11 protein-coding genes are annotated in these 12,877 nt (G+C 53.5%); 3 read left to right on the top strand and 8 right to left on the bottom strand.

The genetic code is table 11. The annotated features are described in order from the left end of the window. Positions 1-110 precede the first annotated feature (110 nt). Positions 111-749, top strand: a complete 639-nt coding sequence (locus BUA93_RS04630; RefSeq protein WP_072977819.1) for a hypothetical protein — start codon at positions 111-113, stop codon at positions 747-749. Between the two features lie 157 nt (positions 750-906). Next, positions 907-1,917, top strand: a complete 1,011-nt coding sequence (locus BUA93_RS04625; protein WP_072977817.1) for a T9SS type A sorting domain-containing protein — start codon at positions 907-909, stop codon at positions 1,915-1,917. A 79-nt stretch (positions 1,918-1,996) separates the two neighbouring features. Here BUA93_RS04625 and BUA93_RS16500 read toward each other — a convergent pair whose 3' ends face one another. Together BUA93_RS16500 and BUA93_RS04620 are read right to left on the bottom strand one after the other, a co-directional pair. After that, on the bottom strand, positions 1,997-2,158 hold the full coding sequence (locus tag BUA93_RS16500) for a T9SS type A sorting domain-containing protein (RefSeq protein WP_254793852.1): 162 nt from the start codon (positions 2,156-2,158) through the stop codon (positions 1,997-1,999). A gap of 186 nt (positions 2,159-2,344) precedes the next feature. Continuing rightward, a complete protein-coding gene (locus BUA93_RS04620; protein ID WP_254793851.1) occupies positions 2,345-3,805 on the bottom strand; it encodes a glycoside hydrolase family 30 beta sandwich domain-containing protein in 1,461 nt (486 codons plus the stop codon). A 419-nt stretch (positions 3,806-4,224) separates the two neighbouring features. Here BUA93_RS04620 and BUA93_RS04615 point away from each other — a divergent pair, with 419 nt between their 5' ends. Beyond that, positions 4,225-4,977 (top strand): hypothetical protein, encoded by a 753-nt coding sequence (locus tag BUA93_RS04615; protein ID WP_254793850.1) that lies wholly within the window; start codon positions 4,225-4,227, stop codon positions 4,975-4,977. Here the strand turns inward: BUA93_RS04615 and nth are convergent. From nth to polA, 6 genes are all read right to left on the bottom strand, one after another. Beyond that, positions 4,964-5,599 (bottom strand): endonuclease III, encoded by a 636-nt coding sequence (gene nth / locus BUA93_RS04610; protein ID WP_072977816.1) that lies wholly within the window; start codon positions 5,597-5,599, stop codon positions 4,964-4,966. The genes BUA93_RS04615 and nth overlap by 14 nt on opposite strands. 98 nt (positions 5,600-5,697) lie before the next feature. Continuing rightward, positions 5,698-6,486, bottom strand: coding sequence for a serine O-acetyltransferase (gene cysE, locus BUA93_RS04605; protein WP_072977814.1), 789 nt, complete (start codon positions 6,484-6,486; stop codon positions 5,698-5,700). Continuing rightward, positions 6,483-6,989: a hypothetical protein gene (locus BUA93_RS04600; protein ID WP_072977813.1), complete on the bottom strand. Its 507-nt coding sequence runs from the start codon at positions 6,987-6,989 to the stop codon at positions 6,483-6,485. Before BUA93_RS04600 ends, cysE begins: the two co-directional genes overlap by 4 nt. Continuing rightward, a complete protein-coding gene (hpt, locus tag BUA93_RS04595) occupies positions 6,990-7,535 on the bottom strand; it encodes a hypoxanthine phosphoribosyltransferase (RefSeq protein ID WP_072977811.1) in 546 nt (181 codons plus the stop codon). A gap of 14 nt (positions 7,536-7,549) precedes the next feature. Then, on the bottom strand, positions 7,550-9,964 hold the full coding sequence (locus tag BUA93_RS04590) for a DUF3536 domain-containing protein (RefSeq protein WP_072977810.1): 2,415 nt from the start codon (positions 9,962-9,964) through the stop codon (positions 7,550-7,552). A 50-nt stretch (positions 9,965-10,014) separates the two neighbouring features. After that, complete coding sequence (gene polA, locus BUA93_RS04585) at positions 10,015-12,867, bottom strand: DNA polymerase I (protein WP_072977808.1); 2,853 nt, start codon at positions 12,865-12,867, stop codon at positions 10,015-10,017. Positions 12,868-12,877 lie beyond the last annotated feature (10 nt).

The raw sequence follows: 12,877 nt of genomic DNA, 5'->3' as shown, positions 1-12,877 counted from the left end.
ATAAGCAACGGACTACCACAAGTAGTCCGCTTGTAAGATTTATATAAAAAGGGGACCCCGGACCAAAATTCGGGGTTCCCAAAGTTTAACCTAACTAGAGTGGATGACAAATGCCTAAAACACAGATCAATCTCGAAGGTTGGCAGGATTATCGCGGCAACGCTGCCGGTAGCCTGCTCTACGTCGAAACCAGCCACCAGTCCGAAATGCCGGTCCGCGACCAGCTCAACGAAAACGGCAAGGGTTTTCTTTACGAACCCAACTACGAAACCAGCACCTATGGCCTGATGAGCTGCTATAACGTGAAGGCGATCAATGCAATCCTCAAGGCTAAGAGCCGTTACATTCTGTTCGGCACCCGTTACGAAGGCCTGAGCGATTCCGAACTCCGCAACAAGTACTTGATTATGGGTTATATGCGCATCGACAAGATCAAGGACGTGCGTACCCGTCACATCCAGCGCTACATGGCGAACCCGGAACTTGAAGAACCGGAATGCATGCAGATGGAACACAACTGGGCTGTCTATGGTCCGATGCGTTTTGTGTCCATGAACGATGCCTTTGTGGTGACCGATGAAATCCTCAAGGAATGGGGCTACCGCGGACATGCCAGCCGTCAGCTCAAGGCCGTGTTCAAGAAGGAACATCTGGAACAGATCCTTGCCTACCTTGATTCCAAGGACGACATGATCGATGAATACATCGCGACGGTCGACGAATACAAGGAAGCTCTTGAAGAAGGGTAATTCTCTGGTTTCCTGAATAAGGAAATGATGCGAAAAGCCTCTGCTATGATGCAGAGGTTTTTTTGTGTGTGATTTTTTTTCAAAAAAAGATTTCTTGTTGTTTTATGTATAAAATAATGTATATTTGGATTGTTGCCCTTGAGGTAAAGGAGTGATTATGAAACAGACAAAATTTATTCTTCCCGCCGTTGTGCTTTCTGCAGCGGGTTTCGCCATGGCTGCGGGCAGTCTCTGGAATATGTATGTCGACGCTTACCAAGTTCAAATTCCCCAAACACTCCCGTGTGCTTGGGAAAATGAAGACGGTTCGACAGCGTGTGTAGATCCGAATATAGGAGGCTGGTGGTACGCCTATGCCGGCGATACCGAAAATGGTCAGAAGGTGTCGTTTGAACCCATTACGAAAAACGATGACGGTACCTACAAGTTGATTATGGCCGATGAAGATGGCGACATCATCCCCAACGGAAACCTTGTTAAGGATGGCGGTCTTGTCGTAACTATGTCCGCTGCGGGCGGAACCGCTGCTGCTCCGGCAATTGCCGGTCTTGGTTTTGACTGGTTAAAAGACAAATCTGCGATGGACATTTCCAGCAATCCCGGTTATTGTATTAGTTACCAGTGGATCGGTTCCGGCACTGCCGTTGGTTCCGTGATACCGCTCCAGATGGAACTTTCCTGGGACGAAGAGACCAATGGTTATGACTCCTGGTATGCAGAACTCCCTACGACCCCGGGACCGACTACCCTTGATTTTGCCTGGTCCGACTTCAAGCAGGACGGCTGGGATGAAAACAAGAAACCGATTTCTGTCGCTACGGAAAAGTCCGTCGGCTTGAAGATTCGCCTGAAAAATAGTCGTGCCGAAGATGTCTCGGGAACCTTCATCCTGAAGGAGCTCGGTTGGAAGGACGAATGTTCAGTGATCTCTGCGGGGTTCTCCAGTGTTGCTAGGGCAAATTCCGCCAAGGCAATCCTTACGGACCGTACGCTTTCCTTCAGTGGTATCCGTGGTGATTCCCGCGTGGAAATCACGAACCTCCAGGGACAAGTTATGCTGAAAGGTTCTGCCGCGTCTGCCATGGACCTTTCCCGCCTCGATGCGGGCGTGTACATGGTGCGCATTGCAGGCTCCGTGAATCTTGCACAGAAGATTCTGCTTAAGTAATTACTTTTTAAATTTCAAATGAAAAGGCGCCGGATATTTCCGGTGCCTTTTTGCAAGTTGCGTAGGTGAAGCGAATGCGCTACTTCTTGATGGCCTTCGCCGTCGTATCCTTTGTCTTTATGAGGTACATGCCCTGGCGGAGGTTCAGGCGGAGCGTGCCGTCGGCGTTCAGAGCCTGGCCCTTGAGGCCACTCCACACGAGGTTGCCGTTCAGGTCGAACACCTTGGCGTTTGCGTTCATGTTGCTGGCGAAGTTTGTGCGGATGTTCTTGATGGCGGAGCTGCCGCCGCAACCGGTTGCGATAATCTTGGAAATATAGACGCCGGAACCGTTGCTGTTGAAGGTTATCTTCGAGGATCCGTTTTCAGCTTCGTTGGTGAGGTCGACCGTGGATTCAGTCCAGGAACTGCTGCCGGCCTGTCTGCCTTATTCGTAGCTAATCCATTCGGAACCGGCTCCGCCCACATTGACGTAGGTAGTCGTGTCATCTTGGCTGTGCATGGTGATAACGAGCTCGCTGCAGGTCGAAAGCGCGTCGGATGCATTAGCGGGAACTTCGAAGATTGCGTGCTGGTAACTGCAATCGTCGCTACCTTGTTCGCAACCAGCTAGGGGAACCGTTGCGTAGCTGCTTACACCGTCGATAGCCTTGGTGCCGTAAGTTACGGTAAAGTCGCCGCTCCAGTTGGAAACCGTATTGGTGGTGGCGTAGTCGACGAGGACTATTGTGTCGCCTACATCGGCGGGCTTGTAGGGGTCCACAATCGGGGAATCTTCGCAGGAAAGAGCGGCGGTGTTGCTGGTCGTGTAGACGAAAGTCGTGATGGAATTTGCCGGCAGGCTGTAGCTCACGCTAGTGGCAATGTCCTTGCTCTTGCTTCCGTTTTCGACGGACTGCACGGCGTATACGGCGTTGTATCCGTTAACGCTGGGGGCATTCAGGCTTAAGCTCGAACTGTTTTCGTTGATGGCGACCACTGTGATAGAGTCGCAGTCGGCGCTGCGGAAGGCGACTGCATAGAGCCCGCTACCTTCGGAAGTGGAACTTACGACGCGCCAGCCCGGGTTCACGAACTTGGAGTAGTGGCGCATGGCGTGGTATTCGGGGCTGATGTTGATTTGGTCCTCGGTGCAGCTACCCCAGCCCTTGGTGCAGACTCCGATAAGCTGTCCCTTGCCTTCGCCCCAGAAAAGTTCCCAGGCGATGTAGCTGTTGAGCTTGCCGTCGGTAAAGCCAACCTGCATAATGTGTGCGAGGCCTGTCATGTATTCTTCCTTGCCGTTTTCTTCCATGGAGCAGAATTCGGTCATGATGATGGGGCGTGCGTCGGAACCGTAGCTGGTGGCGATAGCCTTCATGGGACTGCGGAAGCTTTCGGGGCTCATGTAGTTCGCGAGGGAATTGTCGTTTCCGTCGCCGGCATGGTATAGGTGGTAGGCATAGCCGTCCAGTTTGGAATCGGTGAGTGCCTTGGCGTATTTCTGGAAATTGTTGTAACCGATGCCGAGGGGTTCCGGGCCAAGAATTTTGGGCGGGTTCGCGAGGGTGTTCATGGTGTCGCGCATGGCGTTGAGTGCCTGGGCGTAACCTGCGGAGGTGTCGTTCTCCGTCGGGGTGAACAGGGTCTCTTCGTATTCGGCGAACATGTCCGGCTCATTCTGGAAACTGATGTAGTCGGGAGCGATGCCCACTGCTTCGTAGGCCTGGTAGGAACGCTTCCACCAGCTGGCGAATTCGCGGTAGGCGTACTTGCCGTAGGGATCGGAAGATGATGCTTTTAATGTGGAATTCTTGCCTGAGTAGAAGACACCGTCTTTTTTGCCGTTGATGTCTCCGCTCGGTTTGAGGCTTGCCGGTGCAGACCAGCTGGACATTTCAATTTTCATGTGGCTCCCGAGGCGTTTCTTGCCTGCGGTTACGATCTTGATGTCGTCCTTGCTTACACCCTCGGATTCGTCCTGCAGCCAGTTGCCAACACGAAGTAGCGACAGGTTCAGGCCGGTGAAGGCGGTGTCGTAGAGCGCTTCTTGCGTTGTGGTGCCGAGTGCGGTAATCCAGCTTTGGTAAGGCGCCGAAGCCGATGATTTGTTGCTTTGTGGCAGAGGGGTCTACAGTAATGCTTGCGGCCTGCGTCATGGTCGTGGCGGCAAGAGCCGAAATGGTTGCGACTGCAGCCATTCTAAAGTTTGATTTCATACACACATCCTTGTTTTTGTAGCGAAAATAAATTTTTTGGATGGGTTTGTGTAGAGATTTGGTTTAAAAAAGTGTTGTCTTTTAAATCGAACAATATATATTTAGGCGTATGAAGGACGAAAACACCCCGAAAATTCTTGAAGAGCGGCAGACAGGATCTGCACCAAGGTTCTCGAAGGCGACCGATCAGGTCCCGTTGAACTTGGTGACGGTCAAGTGCGATGCCCCTTCGACATTTCGCCTGGATGATCCCGGAACGTGGCCCGTGGTGGTACAGTTTTTATTGTACCCCAAAACGCTTGGCGGGGCGCATTTTATTCCGTTCCGATTGTTGCTCGTCGTGTTGATGATCATTTTTACGGTGCAACTGATGCGCGATGGTTATGATGCTTGGATTGCCCAGTATCTGCATCGCCTGAATTTGCCGGTGCACGAAACGGGACATATTGTGTTTTCTTTTTTCGGAAATCGAGTGTTGCATTCGCTGGGCGGTTCGCTTTTCCAGATAATCATGCCGCTGGTATTCTGCTTTGCGTTGTGGATTAAACCGCGCGATATTTTAGGGGCGTCGGTGGCGCTTTGGTGGGCGTTCGAAAACTTTATCGATGTGGCGGTGTATATTGACGATGCCTTGCACATGAAACTGACTCTGATTAGCGGCGGTACCGGTGCCGAGGCTCCGTACGGTTTTCATGACTGGAATTTTATTTTGTCCGAAACGGGACTGCTCTTGAAGTACGATACGATTGCAAACGCCGTGTATACCGCGGGCTATGTAGGAATGTGGCTATGCGTATTGTGGGGCGCCTGGAGTCTGTTCTACTACTGGTTTTACCAGCGGAACAGTTCTAGCTCTTGGTGACCTTGCAACCGACGACACTGCAGATAGGGCAGTTTTCGGGCATGTGGCCGAGAGCCTTGCAATAAGTACGCCCGAACAGGATGATTTGCAGGTGGCGCTTTTCCCATTCGCTTTCGGGGAAGATTTTCTTGAGGTCTTTTTCTGTCTGTTCGACGGATGAACCGTCGGAAAGTCCCCAGCGCTTGGCGAGGCGGTGAATATGCGTGTCTACGGGGAAGGCCGGAATCTTGAACGCGTGAATCATCATGACGCTGGCCGTCTTGTGGCCGACACCAGGGAGCGCTTCGAGTTCTTCGAAAGTTTGCGGAACAACGCTGTCGTACTTTTCGACAAGAATCTTGGACAAGTTGAAAATGTTCTTGCCCTTGGTGGTAGAAAGACCGCAGGGCTTGATGATTTCGGTTATCTTTTCGATGCCGAGTTTCACCATGGCCTTGGGCGTTTTCGCCTTCTTGTAAAGTTCCTTGGTCACCTGATTGACGCGGAGGTCGGTGCATTGGGCGCTCAGGACCACGGCGACCAAGAGCGTATAGGGGTCTAAGTAATCCAGAGGAATCGGCGGGTCAGGAAACAACTCGTCGAGTGTCTCACTGATGAACTTAATTTTTTCTGCTTTCTTCATAATGGATCCCGTCACTCCTTTCAGTCGTTCCAGGATGACCGTTTTGAGGTGTTTCGCTTGCTCAGGAACCTTTATAAGGTTGGAGAACCTTTGTCTCATTACTCGCAGTCGCGAGTGAAGTCCTGCTGCATGTTGAAACTTGGCATTTCGTCGTGCGGCTTACCGACTTGTACGGCGGGGACGCCTGCGTAAGTCGTATGCGCCGGAACGTCGCTTACCACTACAGCGCCAGCGCCAATCTTTGCTCCATCGCCGATGTGGATGTTGCCGAGCAGCTGTGCATGGGCACCAAGCATCACGCCGTTTCCGATTTTCGGATGACGGTCGCCGACTTCGTTCCCGGTACCGCCGAGGGTCACGCCGTGCAAGAAACTCACGTTGTTTCCGACCACCGCGGTCTCACCGATGACCAGGTTCGTGGCGTGGTCAATCAAGAGGCCGTAGCCGATTTTAGCGGCCGGGTGAATGTCCATGCCGAACTTGCGGCTAATGATGCTCTGGAGCATCTTGGCGGGGAATGAACGGCCTTCCTGCCACAGGGCGTGGGCGGCGCGGTAGGCTTGCAGACCCTGGAACCCCTTGAAGAAGAGAAGAGGCTCTAGGAAGCTGGTGCAGGCGGCATCGCGAAGGACTGTTGCGTACAAGTCCTTGCTTGCGCAGGTCACCAGTTCCGGGTACTTGAGGTAAAGAATTCCGAAGACTTTTTCGAGTTCGTTGCGGTCCATAATTTCACCCGCCAGCTGACACGATAGTGTTACCGTGAGCATGGCTGCAAAATCTTTGCAGTTTAGAACTTGTTCGGTAAGCATCAGTACCGAAAGCGGCTCGTCGTGAACCAGTTTTTCTGCTTCGCAGCGGATTTTCTTTTCAATTTCTTCGACGGTCATTTTTTAGCCTTGTCCTTCGACTCTTCTTCTTCGTCATCCAAGGTGGGAATCACCTTGTTTTCTTTGCATAGATTTTCTTCGCGGATTTTGAAGGTGAAGTCTACGAGGTTGTTTTCAAACATTTTCTGGTAGGGCTTTTTCTTCTGCACGCTTTCAAGGGCGCAGGTACAGTAGTTGACTCGCTGTATGAGCGTCTTTTCGTTGCTGGGGGTACCTTTGCCGAAAACGCATTCGTGCATAATGGCGTATTCCATGGCTCGGTCGTAACGGTATTTGCACTTGTTCGGCATATCCGGCTGGGCGGCGACTCGTTCAATGACGCCTTCGCTCGGAACGCTGTTGAATATGTTGCATACGATGAAGCCCGCCATAAAGAACAAAAGGCATACGGCCAGATTGATCAAGAAACGCTTGCCGCGGCCAATCTTGTTGTAGCTGCGTTCAACCGCTTCGAATGTTTGAGTGGCATGGAGCCGGACGTCATCAAAATCGTTGTTCGCCATTTAGTCAGCCTCCTGTAGCGTCCATATTTCGGGAAGGGTGCGGTACTCGTTTGCGTAATCGAGTCCGTATCCGACCACGAATTCGTTTGCAATTTCAAAACCCACGAAGTCGGCCTTGATTTCAACTTCGCGCCGTTCCTGCTTGTTCAATAGCACGCAGGTGCGGACTTCCTTGGCCCCGGCCTCATTGAGCATGTCCGTGAGGCCGAGAAGTGTAGTTCCTGTATCGGCGATGTCGTCGACCATCAGGACTTTTTTGCCCTGAAGGGGGATCCTTTCAAGGCCCTGCACCTGGAGCTTGCCGCTGGATTCGGTGGAATCACCATAGCTTGACGCCTTGATGAAGGCGATTCGCTTATGGGGGGCTTTCGCTCCTTGAGCATTTGCAAGTTCACGGCTCAAGTCGGCAGTGAACATGTAAGCTCCGGTAAGGGCCGAAAGCAGAATGTCGTAGTCATAGGCGTCGGCAATTTCACGGGCGAGCGTTGCGACGCGTTCGCGAGTCTTGTCTGCGGGAATGAGCGGTTTTTCTGACATCCTGAACATATTGACCTCGGTGGTTAAACCTCGAAATTCAACCAGCTGAACATCGGCTTGAGTGCCGCAATCTTGCTGGTCGGGTATTTCACGTATTCCTGGTAAGCGGGGAACACCTTGTTCTCGAGACTGGTCTTGTCGATTTCGAGCTTGAGCCAGTCGGCAACCGTGATAAGTCCCGTGATGTGATGAACGGCGTTCGTATCGAAGCTTTCGAAAACGGAGTCGATCAGCTTGATGAGCTTTGCATGGAACATACGGCCTGTTCCGCCAAAGGAATAATGCGTGTGCAGGGCGTTCGCTTCCTCTATCAAATCCTTGATTTCGTCGAAAACCTTCTGGTCGTCGTTTTCCATGTATTCGAGTGCCAGGTGGTGAATCTTGGAGTTGATTTCGAGCGAAAGAATCTTGCGCATCGTATCTGGCAGGGTATGGTCGAGGTCGGCCAGACTGTCGATCGAAAGCCCGTGAGAAAGGGCGAAGTTCGAGAACGATTCCGTAATTTCGTTCAGGTACTTCTTAGTCGAAATCTGGTTGATGCGCTTGATGGAGTCGCTCATCAGGTTGCGCATGCGAACCACATAGGCGGTGGGGTAGAGCGCCTGCAGTTCCTGCGTGCTCATATTCGGATTTTCAACAAACTTAAGCCCGTTCTGCTCGTTTTCGCCATCGGCGACGACCAGGTTGATACGGCCGAGCATGTCGGTGATGGCAAGTACCGTCGAAATGCGGCGTTCGTTGATGTACTTGTCGAAATATTCCGTGCGAACGAGTGTCTGGCGCCTGCGCGAAGCAATCTTCGTAGCGACAATCTTCTTGTTCTTTTCGGAATCGTCTTCCAGGTTCAGGTGGAACATGGCGGCCTGTTCGGCCATTTCCTTCACGACCACCGGAACTTTTTCCTCGGCATAGTTCGTAAACACTTCGGCACCGTTCCACTTGTGTTCGTTACTTGTGGCGCGGGCGAGAATGCTGATAACTTCATTCTTGATGTGGTGACCGTAAGGCAGGAATGGTTCCAAAAGCTCCATGGCACGGAGGGCGTAGCGCATGTTCTGCACCGGTTCCAGACCTTCGATGTCGTTGAAGAACCAGCCACAGCTCGTGAAGCTGAACAGGCAGAACTTCTGGATTTCAAGCAGGCGGATGGCTTTCGCGCACATGTCTGCGTCGTTCGGATTTTTGACCGTCTTGGCGAGGAATGCCTGTACGCGCGATTCGTCTTCGGGGGCGACCAGGACTTCGACAAAATTGTTGCGTGCTTCCCACGGGTCTACGTCGGATATCTTTTCAAATTCACGGACGAAAATATCGTCGGCGAGTTTCTTCAAGTGGTTGAATGCATCGCGGAGCGGACCGCGCCATTTCTGGTTCCAACCCGGCCCACCGCCAGTAGAGCAGCCGCAATCGCGGTACCAGCGGCCAACGCCGTGGGCACAGCTCCAGGCGCAGCCTTCGCTGTAGAAGTTCTTGAGCATCACTTCGTGCTGGGGCGGGAATTCTTCAAGGAACCAACCGTAGTTTACCGGTACCATGTTGTGGTCGGGGGCGTAGTGGTTGTAGAGCCAGGCGGCGCACATGTCGCCGAACGGTTCGTGGTGACCGTAGCTTTCGCCATCGGTACCGATGCTTACCAGCTGCGGGTCTGTGCGGTTTTCGTCCCAGGCGTCCTTGATGCGGTTACCGAATGTTTCTGCGCTGCGCAGTAGGTGTTCAAAGCCTACCGCAGAAGAAAGCCACGGGTTATAGAAGAATACGTCCAGGTAGCCGTCGCAAACGAGAACGCCGTCCTTGTTGCGCGGGTAGATGCGATAAGGGCGAGTCGTGTCGATGTCGGTGTTGCTGCAACCGGTCCACTGAGAGTCGCCAAATTTGCGGAACTTGTCGGCCTGTGTCGGCGAAAGGATGGTGAACTTGATCCCCGCCTTGATGAGTTCCACCACCGTTTCGAAGTTGATGGCGGTTTCGGCGAGCCACATGGCTTCGGGCATGCGTCCGAAGTGGAATTTGAAGTCTTCGATGCCCCAACGGATTTGAGTCTTCTTGTCCTCTTGCGAGGCGAGCGGCATGATGATGTGGTTGTAGACCTGGGCGATTGCGTTGCCGTGGCCTTTCAGTCGCTCGGCACTTCGCTTGTCCGCTTCTTGAATTCGCCTATAGGTATCCGGAGTGTTCGTGCGAATCCATCCCATCAGGGTCGGACCCATGTTGAAACTCATAAAGTCATAGTTGTTGACAATATCGACAATGCGTCCGTTCGGCGAAAGAATACGGCTTGCAGAATTGGGACTGTAACACTGGCTAGCAATGCGGTCGTTCCAGTCGTGAAACGGGCGTGCGCTGGGCTGGTTTTCGATGACGCCTGTCCAGGGATTTTCGCGCGGCGGCTGGTAAAAATGACCGTGAATCGTAAAATAAAGGGGGTGCTTCTTTTCCATACGGGGTAAAGATAGAAAAGTGAGCGCTCCCAGCGAAGTTTGAAAAGGCGCTAATGTGCCACGAGCCAGTTTTCGCCGAAGCCGACGCTCGCGACGAGCGGAACCTTGAGTTCCATGGCGCCTTCCATCTCGGATTTCACCATCTGGGCCATCGCTTCCACCTGGTCGCGGGGGCATTCGAACACGAGTTCGTCGTGGACCTGCAGCATCATGCGGAGTGGTAGGTTCTCTTCGTTGATTCGCTTCTGAATGCGTATCATCGCAATCTTGATTAAGTCGGCGGCGGAGCCCTGCACAGGAGTATTCACGGCCATGCGCTCGGCCATCTGCGATTCCATGCGGTCGCTAGAGTCGATGCCTGCGATGTAGCGGCGGCGGCCCGAAAGCGTTTCTACATAACCGTCGCGGTGGGCGGCCGCCTTGATGTCTTCGATATACTGCTGCACGCCCTGGTACATGTCGAAGTAGCCGGTGATAAAGTCCTTCGCCTGCGACATCGGAATTTTCAAGTCGCGGCTCAAGCGGAAGGCGGTCATGCCGTAGAGCACGCCGAAATTCACCACCTTGGCGTCGCGGCGCATGTCGCTGGTGACTTCGTTGAGGCCCACTCCGTAAATCGCGGCGGCGGTGCGGGCGTGAATATCGATACCTTCCTTGTAGCTTTCGATGAGCGCTTCGTCTCCGCTCAAGTGGGCAAGCATTCTGAGTTCAATCTGCGAGTAGTCCACTGCAAGAATCACGTTATCCTTGCTCTGTGGCACGAATGCGGCGCGGATTTTTTTGCCGAGGTCGCTACGAACGGGGATGTTCTGCAAGTTTGGATCGCGGCTCGAAAGGCGGCCCGTCGCAGTACCCCACTGGATAAAGCTCGTGTGAATGCGCTTGGTATCCGGATTCACCAGCGTCGGGAGCACCGAGATGTAGGTGCTCTGCATCTTCTTGAGTTCGCGGTACTCGATGACGGCAAAAACAATCGGGTGCGGCGCCTTGTAGCTGAGTTCTTCGAGAACCACGGCGTCGGTACTGCGCTTCTTGATTTCAGGGAGTCCGAGCGTGTCAAAAAGCACATCGCCGAGCTGCTTGGGCGAACCGATGTTGAATTCGAAACCAGCCATGTCGCAGATTTCTTTCTCGAGATTCTCGATGCGGCGGCCCAGTTCCTGCTCCAGCGTCTTGAGAGCCGGAACATCGATGGCGACACCCACGGATTCCATCTGGTACAAAACTTTCAGCAGCGGCATTTCCTGCGCGAAGAAGTACTTCACGTAGTCGAGCTTTTCGAGTTCCTGCTTGAGAGGCTTCCAAAGGCGGAGCGTGTAGACTGCATCTTCGGCGCCGTATTCGGTGGCGTCCTTGATTGGCGCGCGGTTGAACGTAATCTGGTTCTTGCCGCGCCCGATGAGGTTCTCGATGGGAATCATCTCGTGCTGCAGGCGTTGCATCACCTGGTTGTCGAGCCCGAGGCCAGATTGCCCCGGCGAAAGCATCCAGGCGGCAATCAGCGTGTCGATGATGTTTGCGTTGTCGATAACGGATTGCGGAATCTTGAACGCGCGTGCGAGAACATGCAGGTCGAATTTTGCGTTATGGAATACGAATGCGCGCGGCGTCTCGGAACCTGCGGCGGGTGTGATGTCGGCGAAAAATGTGCAGAACCACTCCTTCGCCTTGTTGAAGTCGAAGTTGCCGCCCTTGCCTGCGGGGAGCGGGAACCCGATTTCGTCGGTGTGCGCAAGGGGTATGTAGTAGCCCTTCGCCACGTTGCCGTCGCTGTCGGCAGACGCAAGGCAGAGGCCTGCGATGTTGCACTGCATCGGGTCGAGGCCGTCTGTTTCGGTGTCTACGCCAATCAAAGACGATGCAGTAAACTCCGCCTTCATCTGCTCAAAGATTTCGTCGGTATCGACGCAAATGTACGGCGGCGGAACATCGACTGCGAAATCTGCCCGTTCCACTTCTGCGTCCGTTGAATTATCGACGCCTTCCACGCCATCAGAACCTTCCCGCACGAATCCCGCCTTGCTCGGGACTTTCTCGAGCAGGCGCAGCAGACTGTTGATTTCGTGGTCCTTGAACAGCTGCGCCAAGGTATCCACGTGCAGGCCGTTATATTCAAGTGCATCTAGGTTCCCGCTAAAGGCGCGCTTGGTCTGGAGCGTCACCAGTTCGCGGCTGAGGAATGCCTTTTCGTGGTTGTTCGCCAAATTGTCGTGCAAACCCTTCTTGGTAATCTTGTCGAGATTCGCGTACAGGTTGTCCATGTCGCCGTAATCGTTCAGCAACTGGATTGCCGTTTTCGGGCCCACCTTCGGCACGCCGGGAACGTTGTCGCTTGCGTCACCCATGAGCGCGAGGTAGTCGCGGATTTTCTCCGGCGGAAGCCCGTATTTTTCGAGCACCTGTTCCGGACCGAAGTCAATGCCGTCTGCGCCCTTCGTCAGGTGGAAAAGGTGAATCTTGTCAGTCACAATCTGCGACATATCCTTGTCTTTACTCAGAATGACCACGTGGTCAAAGCCCGCTTTGACGGCGGCCATGGCGGTACTTGCCATTACGTCATCCGCTTCGTAACCCGGTTCCGAAAGCAGCGGAATACCGCTCGCTTCAAGACTTTCGCCAAGGAGCGGCATCTGCGCTGCCATCTCTTCGGGCATGGGGCCGCGATTGGCCTTGTAGTCGGGGTAAAGTTCGTGCCTAAAAGTCTTCGTGTGTGCGACATCGCGTGCAATCGCAAAATGCGTCGGCTTGTGCTGGGCCAAAATGCGGAGCACCGCACCCCAGTAACCGTGCATCATCGAAACCTCTTCGCCCTGGCTGTTCTTGAGCGGGTTCTGCGAATAGGCGTAAAACATGCGGAACGCGAGCGCATAGGAGTCGAGCAAAAGTAAAGTCTTTTCGGCCATAGCTTGAAAG

The sequence above is a fragment of the Fibrobacter sp. UWH4 genome (genome assembly GCF_900142475.1).
Taxonomy (GTDB): Bacteria; Fibrobacterota; Fibrobacteria; order Fibrobacterales; family Fibrobacteraceae; genus Fibrobacter.
This window is presented reverse-complemented; position numbering and strand designations above follow the sequence as displayed.

Excerpts from the sequence above, each read along its gene's own strand:
- nth (WP_072977816.1), bottom strand. The coding sequence starts at position 5,599 with ATGAAGAAAGCAGAAAAAATTAAGTTCATCAGTGAGACACTCGACGAG.
- BUA93_RS04600 (WP_072977813.1), bottom strand. The coding sequence starts at position 6,989 with ATGGCGAACAACGATTTTGATGACGTCCGGCTCCATGCCACTCAAACA.
- cysE (WP_072977814.1), bottom strand. The coding sequence starts at position 6,486 with ATGACCGTCGAAGAAATTGAAAAGAAAATCCGCTGCGAAGCAGAAAAA.
- BUA93_RS04615 (WP_254793850.1), top strand. The coding sequence starts at position 4,225 with ATGAAGGACGAAAACACCCCGAAAATTCTTGAAGAGCGGCAGACAGGA.
- BUA93_RS04625 (WP_072977817.1), top strand. The coding sequence starts at position 907 with ATGAAACAGACAAAATTTATTCTTCCCGCCGTTGTGCTTTCTGCAGCG.
- BUA93_RS16500 (WP_254793852.1), bottom strand. The coding sequence starts at position 2,158 with ATGAACGCAAACGCCAAGGTGTTCGACCTGAACGGCAACCTCGTGTGG.
- BUA93_RS04620 (WP_254793851.1), bottom strand. The coding sequence starts at position 3,805 with ATGAAAATTGAAATGTCCAGCTGGTCTGCACCGGCAAGCCTCAAACCG.
- hpt (WP_072977811.1), bottom strand. The coding sequence starts at position 7,535 with ATGTTCAGGATGTCAGAAAAACCGCTCATTCCCGCAGACAAGACTCGC.
- BUA93_RS04630 (WP_072977819.1), top strand. The coding sequence starts at position 111 with ATGCCTAAAACACAGATCAATCTCGAAGGTTGGCAGGATTATCGCGGC.
- polA (WP_072977808.1), bottom strand. The coding sequence starts at position 12,867 with ATGGCCGAAAAGACTTTACTTTTGCTCGACTCCTATGCGCTCGCGTTC.
- BUA93_RS04590 (WP_072977810.1), bottom strand. The coding sequence starts at position 9,964 with ATGGAAAAGAAGCACCCCCTTTATTTTACGATTCACGGTCATTTTTAC.